Annotated in this window: 10 protein-coding genes and 3 pseudogenes; 2 read left to right on the plus strand and 11 right to left on the minus strand. The window is 51.6% G+C overall.

Translation table 11 applies throughout. From position 1 onward, the window contains the following. Nucleotides 1-156 precede the first annotated feature (156 nt). The 6 genes and pseudogenes from amtB to cof all read right to left on the minus strand — a co-directional run bounded on the left by amtB (nucleotide 157) and on the right by cof (nucleotide 6,997). Nucleotides 157-1,444 (minus strand): annotated as a pseudogene (amtB, locus tag CRI63_RS04505) (ammonium transporter AmtB). A 29-nt stretch (nucleotides 1,445-1,473) separates the two neighbouring features. Further along, nucleotides 1,474-1,812 (minus strand): P-II family nitrogen regulator, encoded by a 339-nt coding sequence (gene glnK / locus CRI63_RS04510; RefSeq protein ID WP_000780338.1) that lies wholly within the window; start codon nucleotides 1,810-1,812, stop codon nucleotides 1,474-1,476. A 180-nt stretch (nucleotides 1,813-1,992) separates the two neighbouring features. Next, nucleotides 1,993-3,774 carry a SmdB family multidrug efflux ABC transporter permease/ATP-binding protein gene (locus CRI63_RS04515; RefSeq protein ID WP_130223209.1) on the minus strand — a complete coding sequence of 594 codons (1,782 nt, stop codon included), beginning with the start codon at nucleotides 3,772-3,774 and terminating at the stop codon, nucleotides 1,993-1,995. After that, nucleotides 3,767-5,538: pseudogene (locus CRI63_RS04520) on the minus strand (SmdA family multidrug ABC transporter permease/ATP-binding protein). Before CRI63_RS04520 ends, CRI63_RS04515 begins: the two are co-directional and overlap by 8 nt. A gap of 29 nt (nucleotides 5,539-5,567) precedes the next feature. Further along, on the minus strand, nucleotides 5,568-6,026 hold the full coding sequence (gene decR, locus CRI63_RS04525; protein WP_000884589.1) for a DNA-binding transcriptional regulator DecR: 459 nt from the start codon (nucleotides 6,024-6,026) through the stop codon (nucleotides 5,568-5,570). Between the two features lie 152 nt (nucleotides 6,027-6,178). Beyond that, entirely contained in the window at nucleotides 6,179-6,997 is an 819-nt protein-coding gene (gene cof / locus CRI63_RS04530) for an HMP-PP phosphatase (protein WP_135486577.1), read from the minus strand. Between the two features lie 99 nt (nucleotides 6,998-7,096). On the opposite strand from cof, the gene CRI63_RS04535 reads away from it, so the two are divergent. Together CRI63_RS04535 and queC are read left to right on the plus strand one after the other, a co-directional pair. Further along, nucleotides 7,097-8,791, plus strand: coding sequence for an SgrR family transcriptional regulator (locus CRI63_RS04535; protein ID WP_135518639.1), 1,695 nt, complete (start codon nucleotides 7,097-7,099; stop codon nucleotides 8,789-8,791). 64 nt (nucleotides 8,792-8,855) lie between these two features. Continuing rightward, entirely contained in the window at nucleotides 8,856-9,551 is a 696-nt protein-coding gene (gene queC, locus CRI63_RS04540) for a 7-cyano-7-deazaguanine synthase QueC (protein WP_130206272.1), read from the plus strand. A 51-nt stretch (nucleotides 9,552-9,602) separates the two neighbouring features. On the opposite strand, the gene fadM is transcribed toward queC, so the two are convergent. The 5 genes and pseudogenes from fadM to lon form a co-directional block, all read right to left on the minus strand. After that, nucleotides 9,603-10,001 (minus strand): long-chain acyl-CoA thioesterase FadM, encoded by a 399-nt coding sequence (gene fadM, locus CRI63_RS04545; protein WP_135518641.1) that lies wholly within the window; start codon nucleotides 9,999-10,001, stop codon nucleotides 9,603-9,605. Nucleotides 10,002-10,095: 94 nt separating this feature from the next. Then, on the minus strand, nucleotides 10,096-10,467 hold the full coding sequence (locus CRI63_RS04550) for a helix-hairpin-helix domain-containing protein (protein ID WP_130206270.1): 372 nt from the start codon (nucleotides 10,465-10,467) through the stop codon (nucleotides 10,096-10,098). Nucleotides 10,468-10,618: 151 nt separating this feature from the next. Then, a complete protein-coding gene (ppiD, locus tag CRI63_RS04555; protein WP_135518643.1) occupies nucleotides 10,619-12,490 on the minus strand; it encodes a peptidylprolyl isomerase in 1,872 nt (623 codons plus the stop codon). 191 nt (nucleotides 12,491-12,681) lie between these two features. Continuing rightward, nucleotides 12,682-12,972 carry a nucleoid-associated protein HU-beta gene (gene hupB / locus CRI63_RS04560; protein ID WP_254892905.1) on the minus strand — a complete coding sequence of 97 codons (291 nt, stop codon included), beginning with the start codon at nucleotides 12,970-12,972 and terminating at the stop codon, nucleotides 12,682-12,684. 190 nt (nucleotides 12,973-13,162) lie between these two features. Beyond that, nucleotides 13,163-15,518, minus strand: a pseudogene (gene lon, locus CRI63_RS04565) (endopeptidase La). Nucleotides 15,519-15,688 lie beyond the last annotated feature (170 nt).

A 15,688-nucleotide genomic window follows, 5' to 3' on the forward strand; every position in this document is an offset into this window, starting at 1 on the left:
CGGCTGCCAGATAGTTGGTAACGTACTTTTGGTGATGCCGGATGCGGCGTAAATGCCTTATCCGGTCAACAAATTATCGTAAATTCAACAAATTGTGTTTTTTATTGTAGGCCTGATAAGCGCAGTGCATCAGGCGAAATTGCATTTGATTGCTTGTTACGCGTTATAGGCATTTTCGCCGTGGCTGTTGACGTCCAGCCCTTCTCGCTCCTGTTCTTCCGGCACACGCAGGCCAACCGTCAGATCCGCCAGTTTGTAGCCGATAAATGCCACCACACCGGACCAGACGATCGTAATGGCGATGCTTTCCAGCTGTACCAGCAACTGATGGCCCATCGTCACACCTTCAGCGAAGCCCACGCCGCCCAGCGAGCTGGCGGCAAAAATCCCGGTCATGATACAGCCGACAATGCCACAAACGCCGTGCACACCGAATACATCGCAAGGATCATCGACCCGCAACAGGCGTTTGAGCATGGTAACGCCCCACAAGCCCGCCAGACCCGCTACCACGCCGATAATCAACGCGCCGCCAACCCCAATGTAGCCACAGGCTGGCGTCACGCCGACCAGACCGGCAATCGCGCCAGAACACGCCCCCAGCAGTGAAGGCTTACCACGCAGCGCCCATTCACCGAAGATCCAGCCAAGAATCGCCGCCGCCGTTGCCACCACAGTATTCACAAATGCCAGTGCTGCGATTTCATTCGCCGTACCCGCTGACCCGGCGTTAAAGCCAAACCAACCGATATAGAGAATGGCAGTTCCGGTGAAGACCATCGGCAGATTGTGCGGTTTAAACGCCTCTTTGCCAAAGCCCACGCGTTTACCTATCAGATACGCGCCCACCAGACCGGCGATTGCGGCGTTAATGTGCACCACCGTGCCACCCGCGAAATCCAGCGCACCATGAGAAGCCAGCAAACCACCGCCCCACACCATATGCGCAATCGGAATGTAAGAGAGCGTCAGCCATACCACCACGAAAATCAACACAGCTGAGAAGCGGATTCGTTCCGCCAGCGCCCCGACTATCAAGCCTACGGTAATGCAGGCAAACGATCCCTGAAACGCCACGTGGATATACTGATAAATGCTGCCCATCACCGCCGTCAGTTCGATGTTTTTCAGCATCAACCAGTTAATGTTGCCGAAGAAGTTGTTGCCCTCACCAAACGCCAGCGAGTAACCGTAAACCACCCAGAGAATACAGACCAGTGCAAACGTCACGGTCACCTGCGTTAGCATCGACAGCACGTTTTTTGCCGCGAATCAACCCGCCGTAGAACAGGGCAATCCCCGGAATAGTCATAAACAGCACCAGCGCAGTACAAATCATCATAAACGCATTGTCGGCTTTATCGGCCACCGCAGGTGCAGCCATGACCAGTCCCGGCAGCATCGCCAGTGAAGCAAGCCCAGTTTTTATCGTCGCTATCTTCATTTTTCGTTCCTGTTGCTGTGTGCCAGAGATTACAGCGCCGCTTCGTCGGCTTCGCCGGTACGAATACGAATGACGCGTTGCAATTCAGCGACGAAGATTTTGCCATCGCCAATTTTTCCGGTGTAAGCCGCCTTACTGACGATATCGATCACTTCATCGAGTTGATCATCAGCAATCGCCACATCAATTTTTACTTTTGGCAGGAAATTGACGCTGTATTCCGCGCCCCTGTATAGCTCAGCATGGCCCTTCTGACGCCCAAAACCTTTCACTTCGGTGACGGTCAGGCCCTGAATACCAATGGAAGATAACGCTTCACGAACGTCTTCCAGCTTGAATGGTTTGATTATCACGGTCACCAGCTTCATAGATCCCCTCCGGTCAGAATTCGGTAATGGTTCTGCTACACGAAGAAGGTATTGCAAGCGGTGTGCCAGAAATGAAAAACGAGAAAGAGAGCAGGAAGTTAAGAAGATTGAAAATAAAAACGCACTATGACAGTGCACAGTGCGTTACATTTTTGCACCACCGATGAAATTTTGCGCTAATCAGGCGCTCAGAGATTCATCTTCACGCACGCTGGCTGCCAGCTCTTCGCCCGCAAGTTGCAGTTGATACATCTGCCAGTAGCGCCCCTGGGCGGCCAGCAGTTGCTGGTGAGTACCCTGTTCCACAGCCTGACCACGATGAAGCACCAGAATGGTATCAGCATCAACAATAGTCGATAAGCGGTGAGCAATCACCACAAGCGTAGTATGTTCACGCACCGCCGCCAGAGCATGTTGAATCGCCTGTTCAGTACCGGAGTCAATGCTGGCGGTTGCCTCATCAAGGATCAGGATTTGCGGCGTCTCCACCAGCACGCGAGCCAGTGCCAGCAGTTGCTTTTGCCCGACTGAGAGATTATTCCCCTGCTCGCCCAGCGGCGTATTAATACCGTCGCTCATGCTACGCGCGAGTTCCGCCAGTTGTACCGTTTCCAGCGCCTGCCAGACGCGCTCTTCGGAGATATCACGTCCCAGCGTCACATTGGCAAGGAAAGTATCCGCCAGCACCACCGGATCTTGCTGCACCATCGCCACGCCCTGACGCAGCGCGCTATGACTGAGCGAACTTAACGGACGTCCATCAAGGCGAATCTCACCTTCTGTTAGTGGGTAATAGCCCATCAGCAAACTTGCGAGGGTACTTTTTCCGCTACCGGTATGCCCCACCAACGCCACAAAGCTGCGCGAAGGAACGGCAAGATTAATATTTTTCAGCACCAGATTGTCATCGCGATAAGCAAATGACACGTTATCAACTTCAATGGTGCCGCTCTGTAACGGGCGATCATCATTGCCATATTGCTGGCGCGGACCGTCCATCAGCTCAAACACACGTTCGCCAGCAACAACAGCCTGTTGCAGCATCGCCTGTTGCGTGGTCAGTTCGATTAAGGGTTCGTTAAGTCGCCCAAGATAGCTGATAAACGCATACAACACACCCACTTCAATGGTGCCGCTGGCGGAGAAGCCAAACAGCATCAACAAGCCACAAAGAATGAGCGATGAAAACAGACTCAGCAGGGGACGCAGTAAAAAGCCGTCCAGCCGTAGCGTTTGCATTCGCGCCATATAGTGTGAACGGCTGGCTTCGCCCATACGTTCGCCAAATCGCGCCTGCTGGCGGAACTGCTGGATGACGCTCATGCCGTTAATAACTTCGTTAAAGCCGTCGTTGATATCCGCCAGATAGGCGCGCACACGACGGACAATCGGCGTGCTGTAACGCTGGTATATCACCATCACCACCAGCACCACCGGGAAAATCATTATCGCCACCAGCGCCATTCGCCAGTCGAGACTGAACATCGCTACCAGCATCGCCCCTACCAGGGCGGCACTACGCAAAACGGTCGCGACCACGGTAACGTACAGATCGCGGATAACTTCAGTATCATTGGTAACGCGGGAAATCACCTGCCCGACCGGCTGAGTATCAAACTCACTCAACGGTTGGCGCAGTGCAGCATCCATCACATCGGTACGTAACTGTTGTACAACGCCTACTGCCGCCCGGTTAAACAACAGCGACTGCGCGTAATGTAGCCCGGCGGCAAACAGTTGCAGTACGACATATGCCGCTGCCAGCCCGACAACCATTTTCAGCGGTAGATTATTTTTCGCCACCATATTGTCGATAAAGTAACTGACGAGCAGTGGGCAGCTCACTTCTGCCGCCGCTGCCACCCACATCATCAACACTGCGATACCCAGCGGTTTACGCCACGGTGAACCGTAAGCTAACAGGCGCTTCAGAGTCGGCCAGAGTTGGCTAAAACTACGCATCAACAGCCTCCTCGTGATTTTCCGGAGCATCGTTGAGCGCCGCTTCCAGTTGTTGGTAACGATACATATCGCGATACCAGCCGCTTTGCTGCGCCAGCACATCATGAGCGCCGCGCTGGGCAATATGCCCATGCTGCATCACAATAATTTCACTTGCTTCGGTCAGGGCAGAAAGGCGATGGGCGCTGATAATCACCGTTCTCCCCTGCCCCCACTGGCGCAGGTTATGGAGAATCTGGTATTCCGTGCGACCATCTACCGCCGATAGAGCATCGTCAAGAATGAGGATTTCCGCATTCACCAGCAATGCCCTGGCAATGGAGATTCGCTGTTTTTGCCCACCGGAAAGCATCACGCCGCGCTCGCCCACTTCTGTGTCGTAACCTTGCGGCAGACGCAAAATATCGTCATGCACGCTGGCTAACCGCGCTACATGTTCAATTTCTTGCTGGGTGGCATTTGGGCAACCCAGTGCGATGTTATTAGCAACCGTGTCAGAAAAAAGGAACGGTGTCTGGCTAACTACCGCCAGGCGCTACGCCAGCTGTCGAGTTGCAACTGCGTCAAAGGTATATCATGAAAACGGATATCACCCTCGGTAACATCAAAATGACGTTGAATTAATGACAGCACAGTACTTTTGCCGGAGCCGGTCGGCCCGCAAATTCCCAGCATCTGACCCGGTTTCAGCGCAAAACTGATGTTCTCGAGCGCAGGATGATGAGTTTGAGGATACGTAAACTGGCGAATATTCACATCCAGTTCACCACGACCTTCTGGCACCTTATCTTTACCATCAATAACGACTGGCGCTTCGGCCAGCATGCTACGAATTCGGCTATACGCCGCGCTGCCACGCTCCACAATGTTAAACATCCACGCCAGCGCCAGCATCGGCCAAATCATCAAACCAAGGTACATCATAAAACTGGTGAGCTGGCCCAACGTTAAGCTGCCCTGCACGACCATCCAACTACCACCGCCAATCGCCAGTAAATTCGCCATGCCAATCGCGATATAAATGGTCGGGTCGAAACGAGCATCAATGCGCGCTACTCGCATGTTTTTCTTACCGGTATCTTCGGCATCTGCGGCGAACAGTGCAGACTGGCGATCCTCCAGACCAAAGGATTTAATCATGCGAATACTGGTCAGACTCTCCTGGGTACGATCGTTAAGGCTGGAAAAAGCGGCTTGTGCCAGCTTAAAGCGTTCATGCAAGGCATCGCCGTTGCGTTTAATCATGATTGCCATCACTGGCATCGGCAACAGCGCTATTAAAGTTAACTGCCAGCTAATCTGCGTTGACATCATTATCAGCACTGCGCAACCCATCACCAGCGAATCCACCAGCGTTAGCACCCCTTCACCGGCGGCAAATACCACACGATCGACGTCATTTGTCGCACGGGCCATAAGGTCGCCCGTACGATGACGCAGATAAAACTCTGGATGCTGGCGGCTTAGCTGGCGGTAATAGTCTTCACGCAGTTCAACAGCCAGTTGATAAGACGCGCCGAACAGCAGTACGCGCCAGACGTAACGCAGGAGATAAACCACCACTGCAATCAACACCATGGTGGCGATCCACATCAGGATCTGCCCGGTAGTAAAGTGTTTTTCTGTCACGCCATCGACAACAATACCAACGACTTTTGGCGGGATCAGTTGCAGAATCGCAATAATGACAAGCAAGGCGACAGCCCCGAGATAGCGGCGCCATTCCCGGCGGAAATACCAGCTTAGTTGAGCAAATAATCGCACGCGTTATGTCCTGACCTGATCCTGGATAATTATTCGATAGGTAACGAGGTAGTGTACTTAATCTGTTCCATCGCGAAGCTGGAAGTGACGTCCGAAAGCCCCGGCACACTGTTAACCAGACGCTTATAAAACTCATCGTAGCGCTTCATATCAGCAACCTGAACCCGCATCAGATAATCGTATTCACCGGCCATGCGCCAGAAACCGAGAACTTCCGGCATTTCCGTGACGACCGTGACAAAGCGACAATACCATTCACTGCTGTGATGTTGCGTTTTAATCAGCACAAAAGCCGTCAGACCCAGGCCAATTTTTTCCGGATCCAGCAACGCGACTTTGCCGATAAGAATACCGTCATCTTCCAACCGTTTCAGACGCTTCCAGCAAGGCGTGGTTGTCAGATTAACGGCTTCTGCCAGTGCCTGCAAAGAAAGGGTGCAATCCTGCTGTAATAAGGCCAGCAGCTTACGGTCAATTTTATCTAACATAGCCAATCCACAGAGAATTATTTTCTCTTTTGATTCTATTTTAAAGGCCAAATAGCGACAATTTATTCCGTGCGATTTCACAGAGAATGCACAAAATGACAAATTCGGGGCAAAAAAAACCGGGCAGTTGCCCGGTGCTGGAAGGGATCTCGTTATTCGGGGGAATAAGGTAGATGTGGATTATCCAGCCAGTGCGTCAAAAAGTGAGAGACAGCCTGATTACGGCAGTGTCCAATCACCGGTAAATGAGGGAGTTCCGCGCGCAATTGCGGCATCGCATTACCCATAATGAAGCCCTTACCGACGCTGCCTAACATTTCGCGATCATTCATCGCGTCACCAAAGGCCATACAGTCACGCAGCGAAAAACCTAAATGTTGGGTCAGCATAGTCAACGCAGCGCCTTTATTGCAGCCCACCGGCAGCACTTCCAGGCAATCAGTCGCGGAAAAACACAAATGTGCATGCTCACCTAAAGCTTCGTGTAGTTGGATCTGCAAGCGTGCAAGATCGTCGTGATCGCCACAGAAACAGATCTTGGTGACACTGCCGAGTGGCATTTTTTTGACATCGATTATCTGATAACGAAAACCGCTATAGACAAATGCCTGCAACAGCGCAGGGATCTCTTTCCCGGTAAACCAACCATCGTCATTGAAGATATGCATGCTGGCTCGGGTATCCCATTGCTGATACAGCACCAGCTCCGCCACATCCGCAGGTAAATCATCACGATGTAAAAGTTCGCCTTCCAGAGAGTGCACACGCGTGCCGTTGCCGGTAATTAAATACGCATCCAGCGATAGCGCCCCGAGAATATGCTGCATCTCCAACGCATGACGCCCCGTAGCAAATGTAAGGGTAATATCGCGTTCACGCAGGCGCGCCAGAGTAGAGAGAGTTTTCTCACCTAAATGATGGTCAGGCATCAATAAAGTGCCGTCCATATCAAATGCTGCCAGACGAGCCATTTCTTTCTCCACTCTGTGACACGATTAATGGTGATTGAGTATCACTTGATATATACGGAAGTAATAGTGAATAGATAAAAAATATTGTTCCGGGTTTATATGCGACTGCTTAATCGTCTTAACCAGTATCAACGTTTGTGGCAACCTTCCGCCGGAACACCACAATCCGTTACCGTCAGCGAACTGGCAGAACGTTGCTTTTGCAGCGAACGCCATGTACGCACATTGTTACGTCAGGCGCAGGAGGCGGGATGGCTGGAGTGGCAGGCGCAATCCGGGCGCGGAAAACGCGGGCAACTGCGCTTTCTGGTGACGCCGGAATCCTTGCGCAATACGATGATGGAACAGGCGCTGGAAAGTGGAAAACAACAGGATGTGCTGGAACTCGCGCAGCTGGCGCCTGGCGAACTGCGTACCATGTTACAACCGTTTATGGGCGGGCAATGGCAAAACGATACCCCGACATTGCGTATTCCTTATTATCGCCCGCTCGAACCACTGCAACCGGGTTTTTTAGCCGGACGTGCCGAACAGCATCTCGCCGGGCAAATTTTTTCCGGCCTGAGCCGTTTCGACAATACCTCCCAGCGCCCAATTGGCGATTTAGCGCATCACTGGGAAACGTCTGCTGACGGGTTACGCTGGGATTTTTATCTTCGCTCAACTCTACATTGGCATAACGGTGATGCAGTAAAAGCAACACAGCTACATCAACGCTTGCTGATGCTGCTGCCTGCCCTGAGGCAGTTATTAATTAGCGTGCAGCGTATTGAAGTCACCCACACGCAGTGTCTGACCTTCTTTTTAAATCGTCCCGATTACTGGCTGGCACACCGACTGGCGAGCTATTGCTGCCATCTGGCGCATCCGCAATTACCACTGGTAGGAACCGGACCTTTCCGCTTAACACAATTCACACCGGAGCTGGTGCGCCTCGAAAGCCATGATTATTACCATTTACGTCATCCGCTACTAAAAGCGGTTGAGTACTGGATAACCCCGCCGCTTTTTGAAAAAGATTTGGGGACGAGTTGTCGGCATCCCGTCCAAATCACCATCGGCAAACCAGAGGAATTACCACGGGTCAGTCAGGTCAGTAGCGGCATCAGTTTAGGTTTTTGCTATTTAACGTTGCGCAAAAGCCCCCGACTGACTCTCTGGCAGGCACGAAAAGTGATCACCATTATTCATCAATCCGGTTTACTACAAACGTTAGAAGTCGGAGAAAATCTGATCACCGCCAGTCATGCATTGCTGCCTGGCTGGACTATTCCGCAATGGAAGGTACCGGATGAGGTCAAACTACCTGAAACGCTGACGCTGGTTTATCACCTGCCGGTGGAACTTCATGTGATGGCAGAACAGCTACGAACGACGCTGGCAGCAGAAGGTTGCGAGCTAAAGATTATTTTTCATAACGCGAAAAACTGGGATGGAGCCACGCCACTGGAGCAAGCAGACCTCATGATGGGCGACAGATTAATTGGCGAAGCGCCGGAATATACCCTTGAACAGTGGCTGCGCTGCGATCCGCTGTGGCCACATATTTTTACTGCCAGTACATACGCACATCTACAATCGACACTGGATGCCGTGCAAATAATGCCTGACGAAGAAAGCCGATTTAATGCCCTGAAAACAGTGTTTAGCCAGTTAATGGCAGATGCGACGCTGACACCACTGTTCAACTATCACTATCGCATTAGTGCGCCGCCAGGCGTGAACGGTGTGCGACTGACACCGCGCGGCTGGTTTGAATTTACCGAGGCCTGGCTACCCGCACCGTCGCAATGAAGAGCTGGCCCGGGTTAACCGCAGGCGTTACCATAACGTTTTTATCGATTTAGCAGGATGATTTATGAAACGTGCTGTCGTTGTATTCAGTGGGGGCCAGGACTCTACAACCTGTCTGGTGCAGGCATTGCAACAATATGATGAAGTCCATTGCGTGACGTTTGATTACGGTCAGCGCCATCGCGCAGAGATCGACGTCGCGCGCGATCTGGCGCTGAAACTGGGCGCACGCGCGCATAAGGTGCTGGATGTCACCCTGCTTAACGAGCTGGCAGTCAGCAGTCTGACGCGTGACAGCATTCCAGTGCCAGATTATGAACCTGAAGCCGATGGCATCCCGAATACGTTTGTTCCAGGGCGTAATATTTTGTTCCTGACGCTCGCGGCGATTTACGCATATCAGGTGAAAGCCGAAGCGGTGATCACCGGCGTCTGCGAAACAGATTTCTCCGGCTACCCGGATTGCCGCGATGAGTTTGTGAAAGCACTAAACCATGCCGTCAGTTTGGGCATGGCGAAAGAGATTCGTTTTGAAACGCCGCTGATGTGGATTGATAAAGCGGAAACCTGGGCGCTGGCGGATTATTACGGCAAGCTGGATTTAGTGCGTAACGAAACACTGACCTGCTATAACGGCATTAAAGGCGACGGTTGCGGTCAATGTGCGGCGTGTAATCTGCGCAGTAATGGGTTGAATCATTATCTGTCCGATAAACCAGCGGTGATGGCGGCGATGAAGCAAAAGACCGGGTTGAAGTAATTATTCCGGGTGTTGCCGGATGCGGCTTGAGCATCCGGCACAACAAAATGTTTACTTAACCATCTGCTCCAGCTTTTCGCGCAGCTCCCCTTCCAGAGCTAAAGCCTTCTGCGTTTTAAGATCGATACAGACAAACGTGATAAGCGCATCCGCGACCATCTGCCCTTCAGGCTCCAGAGTGATGACCTGGCTTAAGATGCCGCTTTTACCGTTTAATTGCTGTAACTGGCTCGTAATGGTTAACAAGTCACTTAATACCGCCGGGCGGCGATAGTTGATATTGATATTCACCACCACGAAAGCGATGTTATGGGCGGTCATCCATTGAAAACTGTCGCTGTTTTCCAATCCATCCCAGCGGGCTTCTTCGAGAAACTCAAGGTAGCGGGCGTTGTTTACGTGCTGGTAGACGTCGAGATGATATCCACGAACTTTGATTTGTGTTTGCATAGCGCAATAACCTTACGTTGTTGTTATAAGTACAGAGGTCACAACTGGTATGACCTCTTCAGTCTGGCAAAAAAATTGCCACTATGCAAATTAATTACAGGGTTAATACCGCCAGATTACGTTCCACCAGCGAATTACCCATCCCCGGCACCTGCTTCAGATCCTCCACCGTTTTAAATGGGCCATACTCTTCGCGATAACTGACAATCGCCTGCGCTTTCTTCAGGCCAACGCCATTCATCGCGCGGGCTAGCTCTTCCGCGCTGGCATTATTAATGCTGACCCGGGTGCCTTCCTCATCACTGGCTTTCGCCGGTACTGCCGCTTTGCTTTGTGCCGCAGGGGCTTCCGCTTTGGTTTCGACCGCCGCAGGTTTCGCCGCAGGAGCTGCCGCCAGCGCACAGTGAGACATTCCGGCACAGGCCAGGGACAGGGTAATGAGCAGTGCTTTGATTCCGTGTTTCATACTGTTTTCTCCTTGTTTGTTAACAGTGGAATCACCTTAACGGCAGTGAAAACAGTAAACAAATGGCAATGTTCAGAAATGGAAAAGGCCGCGAAAGCGACCTTTTTCTTGTTACAGCTGCAAAGCATTTTTTTGCGAGGCGGCTTCAGGATTATTGCTGTTCCAGCGCATCGCCAATTTTGATTTTCGCCTCTTTGCGCAGGTTACTCATCAGAGCTTCAAAGACGATTTGTGCGTTGTTTTGGGTAATGCCCTGCACCATCGCTTTTTTCTGCTCTTCCGGCATTGAACCTTGTTTCACTTCGTCCAGCGCCAGCAGAACGACATTGCCCTGCATATCGGTCGCCATACCGTAGCTCGGTTTGTCTTTCGCTGGCAGAGGCAGTGCAAATGCCGCCAGGCTAATCGGGTCACGGCCAGAACGGCTTAAGGTTTTCGACTCACCAAATTTCACACCGGCAGCCTGCATAGCTTCCGCACCCTTGCCCGCTTTCAGATCAACCAGCAGTTTTTCAGCATCGATTTTCGCTTGCTGTTCAGCTTTGTTGTGCTGAACCATTGCTTTAACCTGTTCCTGAACATCTGCCAGCGGTTTAACCGCTTCCGGTTTATGCTCACTGATACGCAGAACGAATGCACGATCGCCGTCTACGGTGATGATGTCAGAGTTGATGCCCGGTGCGCCGTTTTCACCAATCAGACCGCCGTTAAAGATAGCGTCCGCCACCGGTTTGAAGTTTAACTCTTCCGGCAGCTTATCTTTGCTGAACCAGCCAGTCTGAGTAGCTTTAACGCCCGCTGCCTGCTCTGCACCTGCCAGAGATTCAGTGTCGTTGCTTGCTGCATCGCTTATTTTCTGTTGCAGCGCGTAGTATGCATCCAGCGCTTTTTCGTGTTTCACTTTCGCTGCGATTTCGTCACGCACTTCGTCTAACGACTTCACTTTTGCTGGCTGAATGTCATCCAGACGAACGATCAAGAAACCTACCGAGGATTTGATCACACCAGAAAGCTGGCCTTTTTCTTTCAGACCGGCATTTTTCAGCTCGTCCGGAGTGGTGGCGTCTTCTAACCAACCCATATCACCGCCGTTACGGGCAGAGATAATATCGGCAGATTTTTCTTTTGCTAACGCGGCAAAATCACCGCCTTTGTTCAGCGCATCAAGTACGGCTTTCGCTTCATCTTCAGTTTTGGTCTGGATGATGCTGTAGCGCGTGCGCTGCGGCTGGGTGAATTGATCCTGATGCTGATCGTAGTAACTCTGGATATCCGCATCGCTAACCGGTTGCTGCATTGTAGCGGCATCCAGCTTGATGTAGCTCACGCGGAACTGTTCCGGAGTCATGAAATTGTTTTTGTTTTGCTCGTAGTAGCTGGCGATTTCTGCTTCGGTCACAGCTTGCTTAGCCGCCAGCGCATTAACGTCGATAGTCGCTTCACGCACTACACGTTGTTGAGCGACCAGCGCGGCCAGTTCGTCAGTTTCACCTTTCAGCATAAAGTCGGTGCCGGCAACGCCATTAATCAGCTGTTGGGTGGTGAGCTGGTTACGCAGCGCCTGCGCGTACTGATCGGCACTCATTCCCATTCGGTTGAGGATATCGTTGTAGCGGCTGTTATCGAACTTGCCGTCAACCTGGAAAGCCGGGGTCGCGAAAATCGCCTGCTTGACCTGCTCATCGCTGATACCCAGTTTCAGTTCGCGAGCGTACTGATCCAGTAGAGCCTCGTCGATAAGACGATTCAGCACCTGTTGACGCAGGGTTTTCATATAGCCTTCGTTCGCCGCCAACTCGGAGTATTGATCGCCCAGCTGTTGCTGCATGCGATTACGCTCGCTGTTGAAGGCGTTCTCGAACTGCCCACGGCTGATTTCCTGGTCATTCACTTTTGCGGCGTAGTTATTGCCTCCGCCAATCAGGTAACCACTCACGCCGGTCAATATGAACGACACGATAATGATACCGAAAATAATCTTGAGCACGAGACTGTTTGCAGCCGTGCGTAAGCTGTCCATCATGGTGTAACAACACTCCGCTGTAGATGACTGTATACCTCACGCAACTTATCGCTGCGCGCAAAGGCCTATTGTGACAAGAAACGGGGGCAATTGTCAGCCCACAATGCGCAGAAAGTCACGGAATACAAATAAAAAAGGCACATCAGTAGATGCGCCCTTGAACTTCGTCACATCCCCAATGGGGACAACACTTAGTTTACCGCGTCTTTCAGTGCTTTACCTGCACGGAAGCTCGGTACTTTAGCTGCAGCGATGGTGATCTCTTTACCGGTCTGCGGGTTGCGACCAGTACGGGCAGCACGCTCTTTAACGGCAAAAGTACCAAAACCTACCAGTGCTACATCATCCCCTTCTTTCAGGGATTCAGTTACGGAAGCAATAATAGCATCTAACGCACGGCCAGCCGCAGCTTTAGAGATATCAGCCCCTGCAGCAATCTTGTCAATCAATTGAGATTTATTCACTCTTCTCTTCCTCTTTATAATTTATCTCGCACTTGAATCCTTCAAGGTGCGAACGCGCAGCAGTTATATCAGGCCAGCCATCCCCTTACAACACCCCTTAATAAGGGCAAGCCTAATCCGCCCTCTAACTTAACGAGACAAAAAAAGGCTGGCAAGTCCGAATTTACCTGCCAGCCCTTTTTTTATTAGTGCATTTTGCGCGAGGTCACTATTTTGCGGTTACAACCTGCATGCCAGACGGCTCATTTTGCAACGCGAGAGTCAGAACTTCCTCAATACGTTTCACCGGATGAATGTCCAGATCGGCAATAACATTGTCTGGAATCTCTTCCAGATCGCGTTTATTTTCGTACGGAATTAACACAGTTTTAATTCCACCACGATGCGCCGCCAGCAGTTTTTCTTTCAAACCGCCGATTGGTAACACTTGGCCACGCAAGGTTATCTCGCCCGTCATCGCCACATCGGCGCGAACCGGGTTACCGGTCAGGCAAGAAACCAGCGCAGTGCACATGGCAATACCAGCGCTCGGACCATCTTTCGGCGTCGCACCTTCCGGTACGTGCACGTGGATGTCGCGTTTTTCGTAAAAATCTGGATTGATCCCCAGTTTTTCCGCACGCGCACGAACCACCGTTAACGCCGCCTGAATGGACTCTTGCATCACTTCGCCCAGCGAACCGGTATAAGTGAGTTTACCTTTGCCTGGTACACATGCAGTTTCGATGGTCAGCAAGTCGCCGCCGACTTCTGTCCACGCCAGACCCGTTACCTGACCGACGCGGTTTTCGTTATCCGCGCGACCATAGTCGAAACGTTGTACGCCGAGGTAGTCATGCAGGTTATCGCCGTTAATTTCGATATGTTTTAATGACTTATCGAGAAGTAACTGCTTAACCGCTTTACGGCACAGTTTGGAGATTTCACGCTCCAGACCACGCACGCCTGCCTCACGGGTGTAGTAACGAATAATGCCGATAATGGCGCTATCGTCGACGGTAAGCTCACCTTTTTTCAGCGCATTACGTTCAATCTGCTTCGGCAGCAAGTGACGTTTGGCGATGTTCAGTTTTTCATCTTCGGTATAACCGGAGAGGCGAATCACTTCCATACGATCCAGCAGCGGTGCCGGAATGTTCATGGAGTTCGACGTCGCGACAAACATCACGTCACTCAGGTCGTAATCCACTTCCAGGTAATGGTCGCTGAACGCCACGTTCTGCTCTGGATCCAACACTTCAAGCAGTGCAGAAGCCGGATCGCCACGCATGTCAGAAGACATTTTGTCGATCTCATCGAGCAGGAACAGCGGGTTTTTCACGCCCACTTTCGCCATTTTCTGGATCAATTTACCCGGCATAGAACCGATGTAAGTACGGCGGTGACCACGGATTTCCGCTTCATCACGCACGCCGCCCAGTGCCATACGGACATATTTACGTCCTGTGGCTTTGGCTATGGACTGACCCAGGGACGTTTTACCTACCCCCGGCGGCCCTACCAGGCAGAGGATCGGCCCCTTGATTTTGTTTACACGGCTTTGAACCGCGAGGTACTCAAGGATACGATCTTTCACGCGCTCCAGACCATAATGATCGGTATCGAGGATTTCTTGCGCCTGACGCAGGTCTTTTTTTGACCTTGCTACGCGCATTCCACGGCACCTGTACCATCCAGTCGATATAACCACGCACCACGGTTGCTTCTGCCGACATCGGAGACATCATTTTCAGCTTCTGCAGTTCTGCTTCCGCTTTTTCTTTTGCCTCTTTCGGCATTTTCGCCGCGTCGATTTTGCGCTTCAGGGCTTCGTTTTCGTCCGGCGCGTCGTCCATTTCGCCGAGTTCTTTCTGAATGGCTTTCATCTGCTCGTTCAGATAGTACTCACGCTGGGATTTCTCCATCTGCTTTTTCACGCGGTTACGAATACGTTTCTCAACCTGCAGCAGATCGATTTCCGATTCCATCATCGCCATCAGATATTCCAGACGCTCGTTAACGTCGGACATCTCAAGAACAGACTGTTTGTCAGCCAGTTTCAGCGGCATATGCGCGGCAATGGTATCTGCCAGACGCGCCGGGTCGTCGATGCTGTTAAGCGACGTCAGCACTTCTGGTGGGATTTTCTTATTCAGCTTGATGTAGCCTTCGAACTGGCTGATTGCAGTACGCACCAGCACTTCCTGTTCCCGCTCCTCAATGGTCGGCGATTCCAGATACTCCGCCTTCGCAGAAAAGTGTTCGCCATTGTCAGAGAGCGCAGAAATACGCGCGCGCTGTAACCCCTCGACCAGCACTTTGACGGTGCCGTCAGGCAGCTTCAGCATCTGCAATATAGAGGCCACGGTCCCGACGGTGAAAAGATCGTTTACACCCGGCTCATCCGTTGAAGCTTCTTTCTGCGCGACCAGCATAATTTTTTTATCATGGTCCATCGCCGCTTCCAGACAACGGATAGATTTTTCCCGCCCGACAAATAAGGGGATGACCATGTGCGGATAAACCACCACATCGCGCAGCGGCAATACGGGGATTTCAATGCGTTCAGAACGCTCAGGATTCATAGAGCTCTCTCTTAGTTTAATTTCCGCCAGGTAATCAGATGACACGACTGTGCTTCACGCCATCTATTAACATGTACGTCAGTATATGGGGATGTTTCCCCCACATTCAACGTCGAGAATAGAGGAAAAATGAAAGGGGAGATAAAATCCCCCCTTTTTGGTTAACTGAC

The organism is Escherichia sp. E2661, from assembly GCF_004745185.1.
Taxonomy (GTDB): domain Bacteria; phylum Pseudomonadota; class Gammaproteobacteria; order Enterobacterales; family Enterobacteriaceae; genus Escherichia.